This window comes from Zymomonas mobilis subsp. mobilis ATCC 10988, assembly GCF_000175255.2.
GTDB classification, from domain to species: domain Bacteria; phylum Pseudomonadota; class Alphaproteobacteria; order Sphingomonadales; family Sphingomonadaceae; genus Zymomonas; species Zymomonas mobilis.
Genome location: NC_017262.1, coordinates 842,176 through 861,834, shown reverse-complemented (window position 1 = coordinate 861,834; position 19,659 = coordinate 842,176). Strand labels below are relative to the sequence as shown.

Below are 19,659 nucleotides of genomic sequence, written 5' to 3'. Positions count from 1 at the left end.
TTGAGAACAAGTTTTGTAGGGTAGATAGGATGCGAGGAGATCTGACGGACGCGGAGTGGGAGATAATACAGGGTCTTCTTCCAAGCGAACGAGGCCGCTGCGCGCGTCCCGCCAAAAGTAATCGGTTATTTCTCAATGGTATGCTTTATGTGCTTCGAACAGGCTGCCCGTGGCGAGATATGCATGAACGTTATGGGAAATGGAATTCGATCTATGTTCGGTTTCGTAGGTGGGCAGAACAGGGTGTGTGGGACGCTCTTCTTGAAACTCTCGTTGACCTTGGCCTGACAGATGACTGGCAACATATGATAGATAGTACGATTATTCGCGCCCACAGCCAAGCGGCTGGCGCAAAAGGGGGACGTATAAGGAAGGCTTTGGTCGCAGTCGCGGAGGCTTTACGAGCAAGATCCACGCCCGTTCCGATGGTCAAGGCCGCCCTCTAGCTTTCGCACTAACCGGTGGTGAGGTCTCTGATTATTCTGGCGCTGATAGCTTGATAGATATCCCTGTCACAACACCCCACTGTTTTCTCGCTGATAAAGGATATGATAGCGATAGGTTACGCGAAAAACTGCTTTTTCGAGGCATCCTTCCTGTTATCCCGCCTCGTTCCAATCGAAAAAAGCCTATTCCTTATAATCTCCAGCACTACAAAGATCGTAATCGTATTGAGCGGATGTTTAATAAGCTAAAGCAGTTCAGGCGCATTGCCACACGCTATGACAAAACCAGAAAATCTTTTCTCGCCTTCCTTCATCTCGCGGCCGTAAAATTGTGGTTACCTTCCTTTGTCAACAAAACCTAGGCCGATGCCTTCGGATGAGCCGGTGACAATAGCTGTTTTGCCGGTGAGATCAATTTTAACCATCTTCTTCCTTTCATTGAATCCTCTATGCCCGAAAGAGAAAGCAATCTGTCCTGAGGACGTTGCCTTTTGATTAGGGGCGAAGGTAGTTTTGATAAGGAAACGATTGCTCTGCAAAGAATTTCCGAGTTTTTGCGGGTGATTATTCAGATAAAAAAAAGCGTCTTTATCGGTTTATTCGATATATGGCAGAGGCCATTTTATCAGAAAATTGTGGGCAGGTGATAAAGACGGGGCTGTGCTTCTTTTCAGGATATGAGATGAAAAACGGGGTGAAAGAGGTTTCATTTGCCTGAAAACTAGCCTTGTTTTATAGGGTTTTTCTATGACCCCGATCCATGCTCAACCGCCTATCCGTGATGATAGTTTTGCCGCTTTGATTGCCCATGCGGCCAGCTTCTTTTATGGCGAAAAAACAGCCGTCGATTTTATTTATAGTGTATCGCGGATTTGTGAGTTTAAGACCTATTTTCGTGACTTTTTGACTAATGCGGTTCAGCCGGATGTCGCCGGTATTTTTTTGCTGTATCCGAAAGCCTTGGAGGACAAGGCTTTTGAACGGGAATTTTCGCCTTTTGTTGAGAAAGGTATTTTGATTCCGGCGACGACCCCTGATGGTTGGATTTTGCCGAAATTATCCCAGAAGAATGATATTTTTGAAGCGATTATGGCTTTATTCGCATTAAAAAAGAAATTCAGAAAGCGGGTAAAGTATTTTTTCAGCTTTGAATTGTTGTTTGACGAAAGCTATCGCGACAAAATTTTCTTTGCTTTATTATTGCTGGCTATCGAGCATATCGACCGCAGTCGGAATGTTCAATTTATCGAAGAAATCGGCGATATTTTTAATAAGGATTTGAAGAATACTTTGCTGATCCTGTCGGAAAATCGCTCTTTTGCTTTTGATAGCTTGTTGCTGCCTGTAGAAAATGAAGTGGTTTACCCTGATCTTGTTGATGAAGCGGTTTTTGTGCCAGCGGGACAATCTGAAAATAACCTGCTTTTTTCGATCAAAAGTCGCAATATCAACCAGATATTGTCTTCTATCGCGGCTTTGATGTTGGGTGATATTCCGGTAAAAATTAGATAATTTTATAGATATATTATCGGGCATATCGGGATGCCATGATGCCCGCAATCAGTGTGATGAGGAAATATCATTGGCTATTTAGGCCATTATTTTTATGGCCTTCTGTGTATTTCTGTTTTCTTTGTCGCGCCTATCCTTGGCTGGCGCGGCTATCCATAACGGCCAATTACTGGCATTAAAGGCGATTATTTCGCTGCGAAAAGGGTTTTTAAAATATGGTATCGGTGGGAACACAGTCTCATTCTGGCAGAGATCAGGCCGAACAGAATCCGTCTGTGGAGAATGTTCGTTATGACTGGCAATTGGATGAGGCTTTGGCGATTTACAACCTGCCTCTTTTGGAGTTGATCGGGCGCGCCAATTCTGTCCATCGTCGTTATCATGACGCAGGTCATCTTCAGAAAAGTAGCCTTTTGAGTATTAAAACCGGCGGCTGTCCTGAAGATTGCGGCTATTGTTCCCAATCAGCCCATCATGATGTTGAATTAACCCGCGAAAAGCTGATGAACCCGACGGCGGTTATCGCTTTGGCCGCGAAAGCCAAGAAGGCCGGTGCCGAGCGTTTCTGTATGGGTGCGGCATGGCGCAAAGTGCGAGACGGTAAGGAATTTGATGCCGTTTTAGAAATGATCCGTGGTGTTCGCGCCTTGGATATGGAAGCCTGTGTTACTCTGGGCATGGTCAATGAAGATCAGGCCAGACGTTTGGCCGAGGCCGGATTAACCGCCTATAACCATAATTTGGATACGGGCCCCGCTTATTATCCCCAAATTGTATCGACCCATAGTTATCAGGATCGCTTGGAGACTTTAGCCAAAATTCGCGATGCCGGTATTGCGCTTTGCACCGGTGGGATCATTGGTTTGGGAGAATCTCCCCGTGATCGGGTCGAAATGTTGGTGGTTCTGGCAGGCATGAATCCTCATCCCGAAAGCGTACCGGTCAATATGTTGGTGCCGATTGAAGGCACTCCCTTGGCCGATGCCGATCCGGTCGACCCTCTGGAAATTGTCAGAATGATTGCTACGGCGCGTTTGATGATGCCGCAGTCGATGGTGCGTTTATCCGCTGGCCGATCAACTTTGAGCCGTGAAACCCAGATTTTATGTTTGGTCGCGGGTGCCAATTCGATTTTCTATGGCAATGTTTTATTGACGACCCCTAATGCCGATATGGCCGCCGATGATGCTTTGTTAGAGGCTTTGGGCGTTACCGCTGAATAAGACAAAAAAATAACCTCATGTCTTTTTGACATGAGGTTATGAGCAAGCAAGGGCGGTCTTTGTTGCCGTGAAGAAAGCGCCTTTATGATAACATGGTATCGTAAAGTAATTCGCCGATATGGCTTAAGATAAAGGCGGATACCGCAAAATAGGCAAAAGAACCTATCGCAATGCGCACGGCTGGAAATTTCGAATGATAGTTGTCTTTCCGGTTGGCAAAATAGAAAGCCAAAGTCAAAGCGGCTGACAAAATCAAAATAACGGGCAGCAAAAGCGACAGGGAAAAGTCAGAAAGATTCAGCATGATTCTCTCCTTTTTTTATTTTTATAAGAAATAAACTAACATATTTTCCGCATAAATAAATATAAAAAATTATTTTTTTAAAATAAAAGATAATCAATTATATCGAGGCTCTGCTGGATCTTTTCTGCTTGATGGCCTCGGTAACAGTATGAAAAAGCTGTGTTTCATCTCTGTGTCCGAGAAAAAAGAATATATTCATTTCGGATGAAAAAGTATGTCCGAAACAAAGAGAAACAGAAAAAGGCAGACTTGCGGAAGAAAAACGGGAATCAGTACAGGCTGATAATTAGGAAATCAGGCTATATGAGATTGGTCATAGCCTGAGGAAAAAGCCGTTTTGCAGTTACGAATAGAAACAGGTTTTACTAAAAACAGAAATGGCAAATTAGAAATCCATTTGTCGTTATCGAAAAAGGGTTATTCAGATTGGGAGAATAATCCGGCATCAATCCATATGTTTGATGCCGATACGCAAATAATCCCATCCGGTGATAAGTGTTAAGCTAGCGGCTATCCATAAAGACGTCAAGCCGAGGATGCTGACCAAAGGCGTGCTAAGGGTGGCTCCGCTGAGAATGATGGCTCCAAAAGCGACCAGCTGGAAGGTCGTTTTCCATTTGGCCAATTGGCTGACAGGCAAAGAAACATGCAATTCGGCCAGAAATTCCCGTAGGCCAGAAACCGCGATTTCCCGCAGCAAGATAATCAATGCCGCCAAAATATGGAAACCGGCAATCAGCGGATGGCGGGAGATCAACATCACGATAACCGAAGCTACCATGATTTTATCCGCGATCGGATCAAGAAAAATGCCGAGTTTTGAAACCGTCCCCTGCGCGCGGGCAAGATAGCCGTCGAAATAATCAGTAATCGCCATCAGGCAATATAAAAGAAAAGCGCAGACATAGCCCAGCCAGCCCGGATTCCAGAGCAGGGCAACCAAAACCGGAACCGCAAAAATACGGGAAAGAGTCAGGACATTCGGCAATGTCAGCATGGCACGATCAGTTCCTTTGGCATCGGCCTTGATCCTTGCGGAAGAAAGGCTTTTTTTTGTAAAACGGTCATGCCCGACCGCGAAAAAGCTACCTGTAGCAGCCTTCTCCTATTTCGAGGATGCCCTATTGCCTTATCAGAAATGACAAATCGCAAAACGGGCAGCGACGAGAAAGACTATGTCCCATTAACAACTTGAAAACAACATCTGCGTTGCCGCTATCTGTCCAATATTGCCTTTGAAGTTATCTTTATGAGACGCGGTTTCAAATCTTGCATATCGCCAAGATAACCTGCTGTCAAACCTATCTATTTTCCTTTGAAAAAACGATTTTTGGGTAAAAAGGCTGCCTTGCTGCAAAGGTAAAAATGTTCGCTTTTTTCGGCTTTGAAAAAGGGTCGGGTGTATTTTTTCCTTTTTCTAGCGGCTTCTGCCCCTTGGCTCTATTCCCTGCTTTCGTTATGAGAGATGCCTTCTAGGACAATATGAGTTTTTTCCGGCATGAAAGCTTCTATCCGGCTTCTGAATAAACGCCGGTTCCTGCCGCTTTTCGTTACCCAGACCTTGGGAGCTTTTAACGATAACCTGTTCAGGACAGTGGTAGTTCTGGTCGCGACTTATGGGATTTATTCCAATCCTCAAATGGAAACCCGTTTTTCTGCGCTGGCAACCGGCATCTTTATTATACCTTTTTTTCTGTTTTCGGCTTTGGCGGGACAATTGGCTGATAGCCATGACAAAGCCCGCATTATCCGCATCGTTAAAATAGCGGAAATCGCTATCATGGCGACGGGCGCTATCGGTCTATGGGGACATTCGATCCCGTTAATGCTGATCGCCGTTTTTGCGATGGGCATCCATTCGACTTTCTTTGGCCCGATCAAATATGCGATTTTACCCCAGCATCTGAAAAAAGATGAAGTTTTGGGAGGAACTGGCCTTGTTGAAGCCGGTAGTTATCTCGCTATTCTGGGGGGAACGGTGGTAGCCGGTTTTGTGAATAGCCAAATCGCCGGTGCCGTGATTTTGTTGGTCGCTTTATCGGGCTGTTATGCATCGAAATCTATTCCCGATGCCAAAGCCGAAAAAGAAGGCGAGCCGATTGATCATCATATCTTTCGTGCCTCTTACCGTCTGATCTCGGCAACAATGCATATTCCGCGTTTGTTTTTGGCGATTTGTTCGATCAGCTTTTTCTGGGCTATCGGGTCGGTGCTGATTATCCAATTCCCGCCTTTGGTTAAAAATCTTTTTTATGCGGATAAGCAGGTAGCTAGTCTCTTTCTAGCGATTTTTTCTATCGGTGTGGCGATTGGTTCGGTTCTGATTAATCGCCTTCTTTGCGGTAAGGTATCTGCCCGCTATGCCCCCGGTTCGGTTTTGGCAATGGGCGCTTCGGTCTTATGGTTTGAGCAGGTTATCGGGCGTTGGCATAATATCCCCGTTCATCGTTTTTTCTCGGTGCCTGAATTTATCCAACAGCCCGGTGTTATCTTGGTCTTCTCTGCTTTGTTGGCAGTTGCCATTACTGGCGGGATGTTTGTTGTGCCGCTTTATGCTTTTTTGACGACGACCGTTGAGAAAGATCACACTGCCCGCACGGTTGCGGCTAATAACATTATGACATCTGGTGCGATGGTTTTGGGTGGTTTTTTGGCAGCCCTTGCTAGCAATAGCGGTTTTTCAACTTCCCAGATTTTATATTCCGTCGCGGGGATGTGTTGTGTTGCCGCATGGCTGTCATGGCGGCTGCATTGTAGTTGTGACTAAGTTTTTTTGGCACAAGCGGAAAGAAAAAAGGCAGTTGAAAGAATGTCCTTTCGACTGTCTTTTTTTATGGTTTTTCGGGAGAATATGCCCTGTTTAATGCCTCGCTATGGGCAATGCCCCATTGGTAAAGCATTTCAATAGGTTCGACAAAAAGCTGTCCCAATTCGGTTAACCTATATTCGACAATCGGGGGCATCACTTGCTCTATATCGCGATAAACCCATTGTCGTTGTTCCAATTCTTTTAATGTTTGGGTCATCATTTTTTTGGATAGACCCGGAATAGCCCGCATCAACTGGGTTGGACGGGCATGTCCTCCCAAGAGATGGAGGCTGTGCAAAATCATCGTTGTCCATTTCCCGCTTAATAAACGTAATAACTGTCTGGGCGCGCAATCTTCATCAAAGGGTGGGTGGCGATATTCTTCGGGAAGAGGCGGAGTCAAAGGGGTAACCTTTCAGTGACCAAGGCACAAAATAGTGCCGGATTGCGGATATTTTCCAGAACAGACATGCTCCTGACAGAAGCGTGTTGAAAAGGAAATATCAATTATGGCTCTTAAAGCGTTGGTTGTCGGATCGACGGGTATTGTCGGTCAAAATCTCTCCAATCGTTTGGTTGCGGAAGGTTGGACGGTCTATGGTTTAGCACGGCATCCCTTTGATATTGTGAGTGGGGTTTTGCCTGTTGCTGCCGATATTTTTGACAGGGAAGCCTTGCAGCAGGCTTTAGCCGATATTTCTGTCTCCCATGTCTTTTTTTGTGCATGGTCACGTCGTCCAACAGAAAAAGAAAATTGCATCGTTAACAGCGAAATGATTACCCATATTTTTCAGGCTCTACCCCATCCTGAAAAGATCAAGCATAGTGCGCTGATTACCGGCATGAAGCATTATCTGGGTTCTTTTGAAAATTATGCCAAAGGGGGCGCGATTGAAACGCCTTTTCGAGAAAGTGTGCCGCGTCTTGATCTCGAAAATTTTTACTACAATCAAGAAGATGCTTTGTTCAAAGCGTCGAAGCAATATGGCTTTTCATGGAGCGTCCATCGTCCCCATAGCATTATTGGCTATGCCCTTGGCAATGTGATGAATATGGGCACAACTTTGGCAGTTTATGCCACTATTTGTCGCGAAACAGGCCGTCCCTTTATCTTTCCGGGATCGCCTGAACAATGGCATGCTTTATCTGATTTGACCGATGCCCGCCTGTTAGCGGATCATGTGTTATGGGCTTCGACCCGTGCCGAAGGGCAAAATGAGGCGTTTAATGTCGTGAATGGCGATATTTTCCGCTGGAAATGGTTATGGCCAAAATTGGCGGAATGGTTCGGAATCGAAGCCGCACCCTATCCTGAAAAAATCACCTCTTTGGCTGATACTTTATCAGGGGATGCGGATTTATGGCAGGATATTGTGAAGCGGTATCAGCTTAAAAATATCGGATTTGAGAAGTTAAATTCGGCATGGCATACCGATGCCGATTTGGATCGCCCGCTTGAGACCGTGACCGATATGAGCAAGAGCCGCCTTGGCGGATTTACGGGCTATCAATATACGCCGCATTCCTTTTTCGATTTATTTGAACGTTTGCGGGCTGAACATATTATTCCATAGCCGCTTTCTTTTTGCGCCTCGTCAGAATGATTTTACCTTATGGTCATAAAGTCTTTCTGATGAGGACATGGTATGAAAGGCGTCAGGAAAAATTGTTTATTCCCTTTTCTGAAATGCGTCTTTTCTCGAAGAGCCTTTTCGCAAAAATCATTTTTGTTTTTGGGCGTTTTGAAAAGTCATTTTCGACCAAAATAGACCCCTTTGTTGTGACTGTCTAAAATCCGGCACTATTAATCTGATCCCTCTTTTATCTTGATGAAATAAAGCTATTGAGTTTCGTCTAAATTTTCCTGTCTTTTTATGAAAAAACGCTATCGAAGAAGAGAGGACGACTTTATCTGAGTCGTCTCTTTTCGCGCCAATCATTTGAATGACGGTCTGTTTTTATTCACTGTCCGCTTTTTTGGGCAGAATGGTAAAGGGTATGGCATGAAGTGTCGGACGATCATAACGGCTGTTAAAAATTTACGCCGTGTTAAAACAGTTTATTGCAAAAACAGGATCGCCTCTCTTCATAAAATCGCATTGAAAACCGGCACGCTGTTAACCGCGTTTTCCTGTCTTGTCCCGTCAATGATTCAAGCCGCTGAGCCGGTCAATAATACGGTTGTGCAAACGCTGGCACCGCCGGAAGAAGGCACTTCTGTTATTGATTATCAGAAAATAGACCAACGTCTGAATCGTTTGATGGAATCCCAGACGATGGTAGGATTGGGCGTTGTTATCGTCGAAAATGGTAAAATCCGTTTTGTCCGTGGCTATGGTGTTAGGCGGGCAGGGGGACATGCTTCGGTAACCCCCAATACAGTATTCCGTTGGGCGTCTTTGTCGAAAGGGGTGGCTTCGACTTTGGTCAATTTATTGGCCGATCAAAAACGCCTGTCTATTGACGATATTATTGCCCGCTACAGCACCAGTCTTCGCTTGCCAGAACATGCCGAACAGCAAGCGACTATTCGGATGTTGTTATCGCAGCGTTTGGGTTTGGTCCATAATGCCTATGATGACCGTTTGGAGCATGGCGAAGATCCGGCGACGCTGCGCCAGAATTTGGATCATTTGCATTTAAGTTGTTCTGTCGGGCAATGTTATGGCTATCAGAATGTCGCGTTTGATACGGCGCATGAGATTGTCGAACGCGTAACCGGCATGAGTTATGCCCAAGCCGTGCGGCGTTATCTGTTTTTGCCTTTGGGGATGTATTCCGCCTCGATTGGCCGCAATGCTTTGGTCAATTCAGCTGATTGGGCGGAGCCTCATGTCTGGCAGCATACCCGCGAGGTCAAAGAAAATTATTACCGGATCCCAGCCGCTGGTGGTGTGAATAGTTCTATTCTCGATTTGGGACGTTGGATGCGGGCGCAAATGGGGATGGATCCAGAAACTTTGTCGCCGTCTTTATTAAATCGTATTCATCAACCCCAGATCAATACTGGCACATGGAAAGGAGGGCCTGTCGATCATGCGATGGATGATGCCGCCTATGCCATGGCTTTTCGGGTCTATCATTACCGTGGTCATTTGATGGTAGGGCATCGGGGCGCGGTGAGTGGTTACCGTTCCTTGTTATTGTTTGATCCCAAATTAAAATCCGGTGTGGCCGCGCTATGGAATAGTGAAAGTCCGCGTCCAACGGGAGTGCAATTGGAGGTGATGGATATGCTCTATCACCAGCCCTTCCATGACTGGATGGAATTGGATACACCAGACCAAGCCCCGCTTGTGCATCGCGCGGCGCATCCTATATCAAAGAAAGAGCGATTGCAGTTGGAACGGCATCATCCGTCATCTGTGAATGCGAAAAAGGGAAAAGGCGGCAAGACTGCTTTACCGACCAAAGAAAATCATAGCAAAACGACATCTTCGAAAGCGTCTGCGCATTCGGTCGTTACCAAGAAAGTGGTAGCGGCGGATAAAAAGGCGAAAGGAAATGCTGTGAAAAAGCCAGCACCGGCAGCGGCCAAGAAAGACAAGGCATCCCATAAGAAATAAAGGCAAAGCGAGGCCTTTCTTGGGGTGTGTGCTTGCTATCCATAAGGGCGGCGATATTGCAATTATAACGAATAGCGTTAAAAAACGCCGCCAAAGGAATGATTATGACAAAAAATCCCCGCACTCTTTATGAAAAAATATGGGACGCTCATATTGTCGAGCGTCGTGAGGATGGTTCTGCTCTTATCTATATCGATCGGCATCTTGTCCATGAAGTGACCAGCCCGCAGGCTTTTGAAGCCCTGCGTCAGGCAGGTCGCCCCTTGCGTCGCCCTGATCGGACTTTGGCGGTGCCGGATCACAATGTGCCGACAACCGCACGTGTCGATAGTGAAGGCCATCTGTTACCAATTGCCGACCCACAATCGGCAAAGCAATTAGCGGCTTTGGCTAAAAATGCGCCAGAATTTGGGGTTCGCTATATCAGTGCGACTGACCCTGAACAGGGCATTGTCCATGTCGTGGGCCCTGAACAGGGTTTTACCTTGCCCGGAACGACTTTGGTGTGTGGTGATAGTCATACGGCGGCTCATGGAGCCTTGGGGGCTTTGGCTTTCGGTATCGGGACTTCTGAAGTCGAACATGTCATGGCAACCCAGACTTTGATCCTAACCCCTGCCAAGACTATGGAAGTTCGGGTTGAAGGCAAGCTGTCTCCCGATGTGTCGGCAAAAGACCTGATCCTTCATATCATTCATAGCTTAGGCACCGCAGGCGGCACCGGATATGCTATTGAATATACCGGTGAGGCGATCCGCAATCTGTCGATCGAAGAGCGTCTGACCGTTTCCAATATGTCGATCGAAGCGGGTGCGCGCACCGGATTGATTGCAGCGGATGAAAAGACCTTTGCTTATCTCTTTGGTCGTCCGATGGCACCCAAAGGCGCAGATTGGGAAAAAGCGGTGCAGTGGTGGAAGTCTTTGGCGACTGATAAGGGGGCTGTTTATGACAAGACCGTTATCATTAAAGCCGAGGATGTTCAGCCTTCCGTGACATGGGGCACCAGCCCTGAAGATGTGGTACCGATTACCGGCGTTGTGCCTGATCCGGCTTCTTTTGCTGACCCTGCCAAACAGGCGGCGGCACGTCGTTCTCTGGAATATATGGGGTTAGAACCCGGCCAGAAAATGGAAGGTCTGGCAGTTGAAAACGTCTTTATCGGAAGCTGCACCAATAGCCGTATTGAAGATTTGAGAGCGGCGGCTTCGGTCGTTTGGGGGCGGCATGTCGCCGATAACGTTAAACAGGCTTTGGTCGTTCCCGGATCCGGTTTGGTAAAACGTCAGGCCGAGGCTGAAGGTTTGGATGAAGTCTTTAAAGCGGCTGGCTTTGAATGGCGTGAACCCGGTTGTTCGATGTGTTTGGCGATGAATCCCGATAAGGTTCCAGCAGGTGAGCGTTGTGCTTCGACCTCGAACCGTAACTTCGTCGGACGGCAGGGCCCCGGTGCCAGAACTCATCTGGTTTCACCTGCTATGGCGGCCGCTGCGGCTGTGACCGGACATCTGACCGACCTGCGTCATCTGGAGCCGGTTAAAATGGGAGAAAAGGCATGAAAGCTGTCAAAATAGTCGAAGGTCGTGCCTATCCGTTGGGCGGAAGTAATATTGATACGGATATTATTATTCCGGCTCATTATCTGAAAACGACCGACCGTAAAGGTTTGGCCAAAGGTGCCTTTGAAACTATTCGGGCGAAAGAAGGCAATGTCTTTGACAATCCCGAATATAAGGGTGCGCCTATTTTGATTGCCGGTGACAATTTCGGTTGCGGTTCCAGTCGAGAACATGCGGCTTGGGCGATTAAGGAAATGGGTATTGAGGCGGTGATCGCGCCTCGTTTTTCGGATATTTTTTCCGGTAATGCCTTCAAAAACGGTTTGTTGACGGTTGTTTTGCCGGAAGCCGATGTTGAGCGTTTATTAGAAGTCGCCAAGACTGATCCCATTACGCTTGATCTTGAAAATCAGGTGGTCACGACCCCTTTTCAGGATCGCTTTCATTTCGACATTGATCCTTTCCGCAAGCGTTGCCTGTTGGAAGGTTTGGATGAAATCGGTCTGACTTTGAAAGATCAGGACAAAATTAGCCAATATGAAGACGTGTTGGCCAGTGATCGTCCTTGGGTCTAGGATTCTTTAAGATCGCATTTTAGAAAAACAGCCCGTTTTTTAGCGGGCTGTTTTTTGTTTATGTTATTGTCGATTTTTTAGGATTTTTTCGGCAAGCTGATAATCCGAGAGTTTATCAACATCAATGCCAGCTTCCGGTTCGGATAAAACCACTGGATTGATCGTAAGACCGAGCTTGTTACCAACCTGATTGAGGGCTTTTTTAAAGCTGATACTGCGCGTGATGGCGCGGATCGCAAGGCAAAGGCCAAAATGGCGAATGAGCCGCCATGCTTTTTTACGGTTTTGTTCTATTTCTGACCATTGCTGTAGGGCGGATTTTACCTTGTCATTGGCCATAGCGAAAAGATTGGCTCCGCTATAGGCATCATCCGAAAAACAGAGCCATGTCCGGCGATTTTCAGGATAGCTTTTGAGAAGATTGCTCCGAGACACAACCCCAACGCTTAAATCGCTATTCTGTGCTTGGGACAGAAATTCCGTGACCATCTCTTTTGTCAGCAAAGGGTGGTCGGCTGTCGTTACCAAAAGCGGATAGGTGATTTTTTTCTGGTCGATCAGGCTGATAATGCTGTTGGCAATGCCGCTTCCCGATAAAGCCGTTGTGATCCGCGCATCTTCGGCCATCCATGCACAATCACCTGTTAACAGGGCTTCGGGCTCCTGTGCCATTACAACAATCTGACTAATTGCAGGCGTTTTTGTATTTTTATCGGGCGACAGGGCTAGCAATGTTTTTGCTACCCGTGACAGCATGGCTTCGCCAGCAATCGGTGTTAGCGCTTTCCATTCCTGTTGAAACTGAGCGGCGAGCGGGTCAATGCCGGGGCGTTGCCCTGCCAGAATGAGTGCTGTCCATAATTGTCCGGTCATATTTTTTTCCCGCTATCCGCCAAGAAAGCATAAATTGCGGCTTGGCACATGATCCCGCTAGGCAGGTGAAATCAGATTAAGGCCGATAACACCGATCAAAATCAAGGCGATACAGCCTATCTGTCGAAGATCAAGCGTTTCGTTGAAAATCCATTGGCTGACGATAGTCATGATCGCCAAGCCGCCACCCGCCCATACGGCATAGACGATACCTAGGGGGAGCGTTTTGAATACGAAGGATATAATCGTAAAACAGATAAAATAGCCGATGCAGGCGGTAATCAGCCATAGCGGTTTATCGATGCCGTTTGCCAGTCGCAAGGCGGTGGTAGCGGCTACTTCGAAAAAGACCGCGATAGCTAGACCTGTCCAGCCGGTAAACATGATAATCTCCTGAAAATATGGGGAAGGAAGAATAGCGGGAAATGATGATGGCGTAAGCTAATTTTTGAAGAAAAACAGTAACTCTTTAATCGGTATAATAACTGGAAAAGTTAATAGCAGAGGTCCTGCCAGCGGAAGAATACTCACGATTATATATTTGGAAAATATACTTTGAATAATGCAAAAAAGCCATTTAATTATAATATTTTTTAATACTCTTAAGTATTATATTTTATATAGATGAATTTATTAAATTATATAAATAAAATATGTAATGGTATGCTTGTCTGAATATAAGGTGATGTTGTAGATCCCGCTCATTAACAGTGGGGTATCTATGGAAAACAAAAGATTATATAAAATAAGTTTTATATTCATTGTATGTTGTATATTAATATATGCAGGAGATGTGCTTTTTTGGTGCCATCTTCCCATACGAATAAAAGACAGTGGATTAACGCTTACATTCAATAGTATGATTGATCACCTTCTTCACGGTAAATTCGATGTCGATCCCGACATCGTTGGGAAGGAAGGTTTTCTTCGGGATGGGCATGTTTATGCGTATTGGGGGATATTTCCTGCGCTTTTGCGTCTTCCAGTAATTTTTCTACCGAATGGTTTGCATATCGATGTGACGCGTCTTTCCTGTGTCATTGCGGCTATATTTATGTTTTTAATAAATTTGAAAAGCCTTAAATATGTTACAGCCAATACCACCCCAGCTTCTTCATGGGTAAGAAAAAGTCTGTTGTTTGCAATAGCGTTTAGCGGCGTTCAGATATGCTTTCTTCGTCCTTCTCTTTATCAAGAAGTATGTTTATGGGCATTGGTCTTTGGTATGATGTTTGTGCATTGGTCACTACGTGCATGTTTGGATGCAAAACAGATTCCGAAGGCTCTTATTTGGATGTCAGTAGCATCTGTAGGAGCCCTTTTGACACGTGTGTCTATGGGAATTGGAACCTATGGAGCTGAGTGCCTCTTAGGAATTGTTGTTCTTTGGCGCCATCTTAATAATATTTCAAAATCTTCTAAAGAGACAGTCCACCAGCAAAAATACCAGTATGTTATCGCAGCTGCTATTCTAATTGTTGGAATTTTGCTTACGGCTGGTATTAATTTTGAAAGATGGGGTAATCCTTTTACTTTCGCTAATTATAACCTTTATTTATATAATGCAGAGTATCCCGATCGAATAGCAAGAACTGCGCGTTATGGGCTATTTAATATCCAGCGAATCCCTTTCGGCCTGATCTATTTCTTTTTTCCATTATGGGCAGTGCGCAACGGAAATCACTTGATTTTTCAAAATCTATTTACACATCTTCTTGATGCAGTTGAATTACCTCCAAGTAGTTTTTTTCTTACAGATGGTGTATTTCTTCTCTTTGGGGCTATTTTTATTTATTCTTTATTAAATCGTTCTGCCAAATGTCGATCTACGGATATAAGAATATTTTCTTGCTCGATTATCTTAGGGCTGGCTGTTCCTGCAGTTCTTATGTTGATGGCTATTAGTATGAATTATCGATATCGGGCAGAATTTTATCCTCTCATTATGTTCCTAGGATTTATGGGCATCTCCTGTGTGTCTGTAGGTGAGTTTAATAAAAAGTGGCTTAAAACACTATGCATAACACTTGTTGTTATCGGTATCATTTTTTCGAATGCTATTCTTATCATCTACAATCTTAGTCAGCATGGGCCTGCCTTAGAGTTAATAACAGATGGAATCCCTAATTATTACTTATCAAGGTTTCGGCACATTATATGAACGAGATACTTAGTAAAAATGATATGTCGTTTTGCATACCTCGAGCATTCTATGGCTTACGCGTAGCTGTGTTGATTCCCTGCTACAATGAGGAAGTCACGATTAAAAAGGTGATTTGTGACTTTCTCGATCATCTGCCTGAAGCGACTATCTATGTTTATGACAATAATTCAACCGACAGAACTGCAGAATTGGCATATGAGGCTGGAGCTGAGGTCTATAATGAATCGAGTCAAGGAAAAGGATGTGTTATCCGTCGCATGTTTGCGGATATTGAGGCAGATCTTTATGTACTTGTAGATGGAGATGCAACTTACGATGCATCTGCCTCTCCTCAGATGTTGAATATAGCTATAGAACAAAATCTCGATATGGTGACTGGGCTGCGAGTGACTGACAGGCAGGACGCCTACCGGAGCGGCCATGTCTTAGGAAACAAGATATTCACGTCCCTTGTCCGCTATATGTTTGGACGAGGGTCTAAAGATATATTTTCTGGATATCGTGTATTTTCTAGAAGATTTGTGAAATCTTTTCCAGCCTTATCATCAGGTTTTGAAATTGAAACCGAGTTTACAGTTCATGCCCTAACGCTTTTAATGCCTATAGGTGATATAGAAACTGCGTATGTTGAGAGACCAGAAGGGTCATTATCAAAACTTAATACATACCGAGATGGATTACGGATACTTAATGTTATTTTTACACTTCTACGCAAAGAAAGGCCTTTGTTTTTTTTCGGTATTCTCGGAACTTTTTTTTGTCTTTCAGGAATTTTTCTTGGGATCCCTGTTATTATGGAATTCTTGAGAACAGGCTGTGTCTTACGTCTGCCTACGGCTGTACTGGCGACCGGCTTTATAACGCTGGCAGCTTTATCATTTTGTTGTGGCCAGATTATAGATAATATTGCCGTAGCGAGATTTGAAACTCGAAGGTTAAATTATCTTGCTTATCCATCTATAAGAAAAATGAATGATCGTTAAATATTCATTGTAGATAAAAAAGAGATCATTGATTATTTAAATTAAGTTTTAAAGTCAGAAATATTGAAATGGATTATCTATCGGGCTGACCTATCCAATAATATCTAAATATTAGGGGTGGAGTCATCCCGATAGCAATTGAGATATTAGCCTTCCAGTTGTTCGGCTAACTCGAGCCAGTGCATCTCGGCTTCTTCTTTTTCAGCTTTTAAAGCGGCGATTTTGTCGCTTAATTCCGAAAATTTAGCCGGATCGCGGCTGTATAAAGTCGGATCAGCTAGATCGCTTTCATGCTTTTGGATGGTCGCTTCCATTTTTTCGATTTCTTGGGGAAGCAGGTCATAGGCTCTCTGGTCTTTATAGCTTAATTTGACCTTGCCAGATTTGGGTTGCGGTATCGTTTTGCTGGAGGCTGTTTTTTCCTCAGCTGTGTTCGCCGGTTTTCTGGTTGCGGCAAGCCGTTCGGCGCGTTGCTTTTGCCAGTCGCTATAACCACCGGCAACGATATCAATTACCCCAGAGCCGTCCATCCCGAGAGTCATCGTGGCGACATTATCGAGAAAGTCACGATCATGGCTGACCAGAAGCACGGTGCCGCTGTAATTGCTGATGACTTCTTGCAGTAAGTCAATCGTTTCAAGATCGAGATCGTTGGTCGGTTCATCGAGAATAAGCAAGTTGGAGCGTCGTGCAAATTCACGTGCCATCAACAGGCGTGATTTCTCACCACCGGAAAGGGTAGATACCTTGGCATCCAAGATAGATGGATCAAAAAGAAAATCTTTCAGATAACCGACGACATGTTTTTTTTGATCGCCTATTTCGATCCATTCTCCGCCATGCGCGATAACATCTCGCAATGTTTTTTCGGGAGAGATAGACGCTCGTTGCTGGTCGATAACAACGGCTTCTAATGTATCAGCACGTTTGACGATACCTTGATCGGGGTCGAGGTCACCCATCAGGATTTTTAACAGTGTTGTTTTGCCTGCTCCGTTGGCACCGACAATGCCGATACGGTCGCCGCGACGGATTCGCAGCGAGAAATCTTTGATGACTTCACGATCACCGAAGCGCTTGCTGATATTTTTGGCATCAATGACAACCTTCGTTCGGACATCATTAGTATCGAGCGCTAATTTGGCCGTGCCTTCCATGCCGGTCATATTTTTGCGCTCTGCCCGCATTTCAAAGAGCTTGGTCAATCGTCCTTGGTTGCGTTTGCGCCGTGCCGTGACACCGCGTAAGAGCCAATGTTCTTCTATCTTGAGTTTGGCATCCAGCTTTTCAGCGGCACGCAATTCTTCGGCCTGAATTTTTTCCATCCATGCGTCAAAACCGCCGAAGCCGATTTCTGCCCGCCGGATATCGCCGCGATCAAGCCAGAGACATTGGCGGGTAAGGCGGGTTAAAAAGGCTCGGTCATGGCTGATAACGACAAAGGCACCTTTGAAACGGTTGAGCCAGCCTTCCAAAAATTCGATTGCGGCCAAATCCAGATGGTTGGTCGGTTCATCCATTAACAAAAGATCGGGTTCCATTGCCAATGCGCGAGCAATAGCTGCCCGTCTTTGTTCCCCGCCGGAGGCAGATTGGGCATTGCGAGAAAGATCAACGCCTAATTGATCGGCGATAGCTTCAACCTGATAGCGGGGAGGGGCGTTATCGCCTGATAGAGCATAGTCGGCCAAAGTCTCGAAACCTTCAAAAGAAGGTGCCTGTTCCAGTAAGACTAGTTTCAGTCCTGGCTGGATGCTGCGTCGCCCTTCATCCGGTTCGATTGTCCCTGCGAGTAATCTCAACAGGGTTGATTTACCGGCTCCGTTCCGACCGATCAGTGCCAGACGGTCGCGGGGCTGGATATTGATATCAAGATGACGGAAAAGATATCCGGTGCCTTGATTAACACCGAGATTTTCAAAAGAGAGTAAAGGTGGAGCCATAGCCTGTTTCTATAAAGGGAAAAAAGCTTGCCGTCATCCTTTGATGAAGGCTTGTTTTAACGGATATTTTCTTTGTCTTATTTAAAGATAGATAGAAAGTGTTAAACATTTACCGCTATTCGATAGGGGGAATTGATCGGGCAATTATTCATTCCTTATTCAAAACCGCTCCTTTATTGAAGAAGAATGCTTAAAATGAAATCTGCCGCAGTTTTTTGCCTGTGGGCTGTTCTTTCCGGTGGTGTGATTTTATCTCCGGCTACAGCGCAGCAAAGAAGAGATCGGGATGTCGCACTGGCAGCTATCCGTAACGGCCAGATATTGTCTTTGCATCAAATTGAAGAGAAGATCCTGCCTCGTATGGGTGGGTGCCGCTATCTGGGCCCCGAATTGCATGATAATACCATTTATCGTCTGAAATTTATCCGCAATAATACGGTTATTTGGGTCGATGTTGATGGTCAGAGTGGTGAAGTTTTGAGTCGCACCGATTCCGATAATGGCGATGAAAGTGATCAACCTTATATGGGCGATCCCAGAAAATAACGTTTTACCCTGACCCGCTTTCTGTGCTGGGTCTGCGCATTTTAAAAATTTTTAGAGTCTGACACCACCTTTTCGCTTAATAGAGAGAAGGACAAGGCCTTGCCTGTTACTGGCCGATAAAGCGTCCTAGAGCGGTGATCCTCATCAGGACGGAAAAGCTATCGTAAAATCTAAGACTGGATGTTTGAAATTTAGTCTAGGCCTCAAGACGAATAATATAGAAAATATAGTAATGGTAGCTGGAAAAAATTTATAATAAGAAATTTATTTATAAAATATGAAAATAGCATTCATCGTATAAACAAAAATTATTACAGATGGCATATTCGGTACAATTATTTTTATAATTATTCGTTTCTATAATAATTTATTTCTATTTTTTAGATCTAAATATATTAGGAATTATGGATTATTACTCTTATATTAGAGGAATTTCAATATCATATACCTAAGTGACTGCATGAAGGTAGTTATGACGGTGGCGCTGACAAAGAAGCTCAACAAAGGGCGATTTCTGAAAAGGGAGTCTTTCATGCGCGGATTGAAGTTAAGTATAATGCCGAGTTGTAGCCAAATAAGAGCGATTTGTATTAGAAATTGAGCTGACCAGAAAGTCGGTGATGATTTTATAATCAAAGGAACGAGCGCTACCAAAATAGGGATTATTTTGGTGATAGGTATGTTTTTTATAGTTAACATTTCCAAACGCCTCTTTATTGATGAATAATATAACGTTTTTTATTGGAGTATTACATTAAATATTTTTAATGTTATGTTTTGTAATTTATGTTTATTTTTTTATTATTATTTTGTTGTTAAATTTTTATTTATTTTATTTTTCTATTTTATTGTAGCAAATATACGTTTTTATTAAAATTTATGAGTTGTTAATGACATTATTTATAATACAATATTTGTTTCCAAGGCAAAAATGTTACTTTTTGAATAGATTTTTATTTTTATAGACTATCTTCGTTTCATATTTGTGTTTTTACTATGATTTCCAAAAGATATTGCTTTTCTTTATAATCTTTAACCTGATCATGCGCAGGGTCGTTTTTTTGTGAGATGAATAGCGACAAGAAAACTTTCTTTGAAAATACTGCCTGATATTCTGCGACAAGAGTATTCTGGCAAGCGATCGCCTGTGTTTGAT

Annotated in this window: 17 protein-coding genes and 1 pseudogene; 11 read left to right on the top strand and 7 right to left on the bottom strand. The window is 44.5% G+C overall.

All coding sequences use genetic code 11. The features are described 5' to 3' along the window. Nucleotides 1–29 precede the first annotated feature (29 nt). A pseudogene (locus tag ZMOB_RS10560) lies at nt 30–808 on the top strand (IS5 family transposase). Here the strand turns inward: ZMOB_RS10560 and ZMOB_RS10210 are convergent. Next, on the bottom strand, nt 782–985 hold the full coding sequence (locus tag ZMOB_RS10210; protein ID WP_162094011.1) for a hypothetical protein: 204 nt from the start codon (nt 983–985) through the stop codon (nt 782–784). The pseudogene ZMOB_RS10560 and the gene ZMOB_RS10210 overlap by 27 nt on opposite strands. Nucleotides 986–1,193: 208 nt before the next feature. On the opposite strand from ZMOB_RS10210, the gene ZMOB_RS03790 reads away from it, so the two are divergent. Together ZMOB_RS03790 and bioB are read left to right on the top strand one after the other, a co-directional pair. Next, complete coding sequence (locus tag ZMOB_RS03790; protein ID WP_014500683.1) at nt 1,194–1,958, top strand: hypothetical protein; 765 nt, start codon at nt 1,194–1,196, stop codon at nt 1,956–1,958. 215 nt (nt 1,959–2,173) lie between these two features. Beyond that, nucleotides 2,174–3,181: a biotin synthase BioB gene (gene bioB / locus ZMOB_RS03785; protein ID WP_012817502.1), complete on the top strand. Its 1,008-nt coding sequence runs from the start codon at nt 2,174–2,176 to the stop codon at nt 3,179–3,181. A gap of 82 nt (nt 3,182–3,263) precedes the next feature. Here the strand turns inward: bioB and ZMOB_RS03780 are convergent, their stop codons facing one another. Then, nucleotides 3,264–3,485, bottom strand: a complete 222-nt coding sequence (locus ZMOB_RS03780; protein ID WP_011240067.1) for a hypothetical protein — start codon at nt 3,483–3,485, stop codon at nt 3,264–3,266. Nucleotides 3,486–3,930: 445 nt separating this feature from the next. Beyond that, nucleotides 3,931–4,482, bottom strand: coding sequence for a CDP-diacylglycerol--glycerol-3-phosphate 3-phosphatidyltransferase (gene pgsA / locus ZMOB_RS03775; protein WP_011240068.1), 552 nt, complete (start codon nt 4,480–4,482; stop codon nt 3,931–3,933). A gap of 501 nt (nt 4,483–4,983) precedes the next feature. On the opposite strand from pgsA, the gene ZMOB_RS03770 reads away from it, so the two are divergent. Further along, nucleotides 4,984–6,252 (top strand): MFS transporter, encoded by a 1,269-nt coding sequence (locus ZMOB_RS03770; RefSeq protein ID WP_012817501.1) that lies wholly within the window; start codon nt 4,984–4,986, stop codon nt 6,250–6,252. Between the two features lie 64 nt (nt 6,253–6,316). On the opposite strand, the gene ZMOB_RS03765 is transcribed toward ZMOB_RS03770, so the two are convergent. Next, complete coding sequence (locus tag ZMOB_RS03765) at nt 6,317–6,697, bottom strand: winged helix-turn-helix transcriptional regulator (protein WP_014500682.1); 381 nt, start codon at nt 6,695–6,697, stop codon at nt 6,317–6,319. A 106-nt stretch (nt 6,698–6,803) separates the two neighbouring features. Here ZMOB_RS03765 and ZMOB_RS03760 point away from each other — a divergent pair, with 106 nt between their 5' ends. From ZMOB_RS03760 to leuD, 4 genes are all read left to right on the top strand, one after another. Further along, nucleotides 6,804–7,868: an SDR family oxidoreductase gene (locus tag ZMOB_RS03760; RefSeq protein ID WP_014500681.1), complete on the top strand. Its 1,065-nt coding sequence runs from the start codon at nt 6,804–6,806 to the stop codon at nt 7,866–7,868. Between the two features lie 429 nt (nt 7,869–8,297). Beyond that, complete coding sequence (locus tag ZMOB_RS03750; protein WP_014500680.1) at nt 8,298–9,860, top strand: serine hydrolase domain-containing protein; 1,563 nt, start codon at nt 8,298–8,300, stop codon at nt 9,858–9,860. Nucleotides 9,861–9,964: 104 nt separating this feature from the next. Further along, complete coding sequence (gene leuC / locus ZMOB_RS03745; RefSeq protein WP_011240074.1) at nt 9,965–11,419, top strand: 3-isopropylmalate dehydratase large subunit; 1,455 nt, start codon at nt 9,965–9,967, stop codon at nt 11,417–11,419. Beyond that, nucleotides 11,416–11,994, top strand: coding sequence for a 3-isopropylmalate dehydratase small subunit (leuD, locus tag ZMOB_RS03740; RefSeq protein WP_014500679.1), 579 nt, complete (start codon nt 11,416–11,418; stop codon nt 11,992–11,994). Before leuC ends, leuD begins: the two co-directional genes overlap by 4 nt. A 63-nt stretch (nt 11,995–12,057) precedes the next feature. Here leuD and ZMOB_RS03735 read toward each other — a convergent pair whose 3' ends face one another. Both ZMOB_RS03735 and ZMOB_RS03730 read right to left on the bottom strand, forming a co-directional pair. After that, a complete protein-coding gene (locus ZMOB_RS03735; RefSeq protein ID WP_011240076.1) occupies nt 12,058–12,867 on the bottom strand; it encodes a nucleotidyltransferase family protein in 810 nt (269 codons plus the stop codon). Between the two features lie 57 nt (nt 12,868–12,924). After that, on the bottom strand, nt 12,925–13,251 hold the full coding sequence (locus tag ZMOB_RS03730; RefSeq protein ID WP_011240077.1) for a DMT family transporter: 327 nt from the start codon (nt 13,249–13,251) through the stop codon (nt 12,925–12,927). A gap of 337 nt (nt 13,252–13,588) precedes the next feature. On the opposite strand from ZMOB_RS03730, the gene ZMOB_RS03725 reads away from it, so the two are divergent. Both ZMOB_RS03725 and ZMOB_RS03720 read left to right on the top strand, forming a co-directional pair. Continuing rightward, nucleotides 13,589–15,028, top strand: coding sequence for a hypothetical protein (locus ZMOB_RS03725; RefSeq protein ID WP_014500678.1), 1,440 nt, complete (start codon nt 13,589–13,591; stop codon nt 15,026–15,028). Further along, nucleotides 15,025–16,014: a glycosyltransferase family 2 protein gene (locus ZMOB_RS03720; RefSeq protein ID WP_014500677.1), complete on the top strand. Its 990-nt coding sequence runs from the start codon at nt 15,025–15,027 to the stop codon at nt 16,012–16,014. Before ZMOB_RS03725 ends, ZMOB_RS03720 begins: the two co-directional genes overlap by 4 nt. A gap of 146 nt (nt 16,015–16,160) precedes the next feature. On the opposite strand, the gene ZMOB_RS03715 is transcribed toward ZMOB_RS03720, so the two are convergent. After that, entirely contained in the window at nt 16,161–17,957 is a 1,797-nt protein-coding gene (locus ZMOB_RS03715; protein WP_014500676.1) for an ABC-F family ATP-binding cassette domain-containing protein, read from the bottom strand. A gap of 195 nt (nt 17,958–18,152) precedes the next feature. Between ZMOB_RS03715 and ZMOB_RS03710 the strand changes: the two genes are divergently transcribed. Next, a complete protein-coding gene (locus ZMOB_RS03710; protein ID WP_011240081.1) occupies nt 18,153–18,503 on the top strand; it encodes a WD40 repeat domain-containing protein in 351 nt (116 codons plus the stop codon). Nucleotides 18,504–19,659 lie beyond the last annotated feature (1,156 nt).

Bases quoted from the DNA above. Each gene is read 5' to 3' on its own strand.
- ZMOB_RS03735 (WP_011240076.1), bottom strand. From the start codon at position 12,867: ATGACCGGACAATTATGGACAGCACTCATTCTGGCAGGGCAACGCCCC.
- ZMOB_RS03780 (WP_011240067.1), bottom strand. From the start codon at position 3,485: ATGCTGAATCTTTCTGACTTTTCCCTGTCGCTTTTGCTGCCCGTTATT.
- ZMOB_RS03760 (WP_014500681.1), top strand. From the start codon at position 6,804: ATGGCTCTTAAAGCGTTGGTTGTCGGATCGACGGGTATTGTCGGTCAA.
- ZMOB_RS03710 (WP_011240081.1), top strand. From the start codon at position 18,153: ATGAAATCTGCCGCAGTTTTTTGCCTGTGGGCTGTTCTTTCCGGTGGT.
- ZMOB_RS03715 (WP_014500676.1), bottom strand. From the start codon at position 17,957: ATGGCTCCACCTTTACTCTCTTTTGAAAATCTCGGTGTTAATCAAGGC.
- ZMOB_RS03790 (WP_014500683.1), top strand. From the start codon at position 1,194: ATGACCCCGATCCATGCTCAACCGCCTATCCGTGATGATAGTTTTGCC.
- leuC (WP_011240074.1), top strand. From the start codon at position 9,965: ATGACAAAAAATCCCCGCACTCTTTATGAAAAAATATGGGACGCTCAT.
- ZMOB_RS03730 (WP_011240077.1), bottom strand. From the start codon at position 13,251: ATGTTTACCGGCTGGACAGGTCTAGCTATCGCGGTCTTTTTCGAAGTA.
- bioB (WP_012817502.1), top strand. From the start codon at position 2,174: ATGGTATCGGTGGGAACACAGTCTCATTCTGGCAGAGATCAGGCCGAA.
- ZMOB_RS03770 (WP_012817501.1), top strand. From the start codon at position 4,984: ATGAAAGCTTCTATCCGGCTTCTGAATAAACGCCGGTTCCTGCCGCTT.
- leuD (WP_014500679.1), top strand. From the start codon at position 11,416: ATGAAAGCTGTCAAAATAGTCGAAGGTCGTGCCTATCCGTTGGGCGGA.
- pgsA (WP_011240068.1), bottom strand. From the start codon at position 4,482: ATGCTGACATTGCCGAATGTCCTGACTCTTTCCCGTATTTTTGCGGTT.
- ZMOB_RS03750 (WP_014500680.1), top strand. From the start codon at position 8,298: ATGAAGTGTCGGACGATCATAACGGCTGTTAAAAATTTACGCCGTGTT.
- ZMOB_RS03720 (WP_014500677.1), top strand. From the start codon at position 15,025: ATGAACGAGATACTTAGTAAAAATGATATGTCGTTTTGCATACCTCGA.
- ZMOB_RS03725 (WP_014500678.1), top strand. From the start codon at position 13,589: ATGGAAAACAAAAGATTATATAAAATAAGTTTTATATTCATTGTATGT.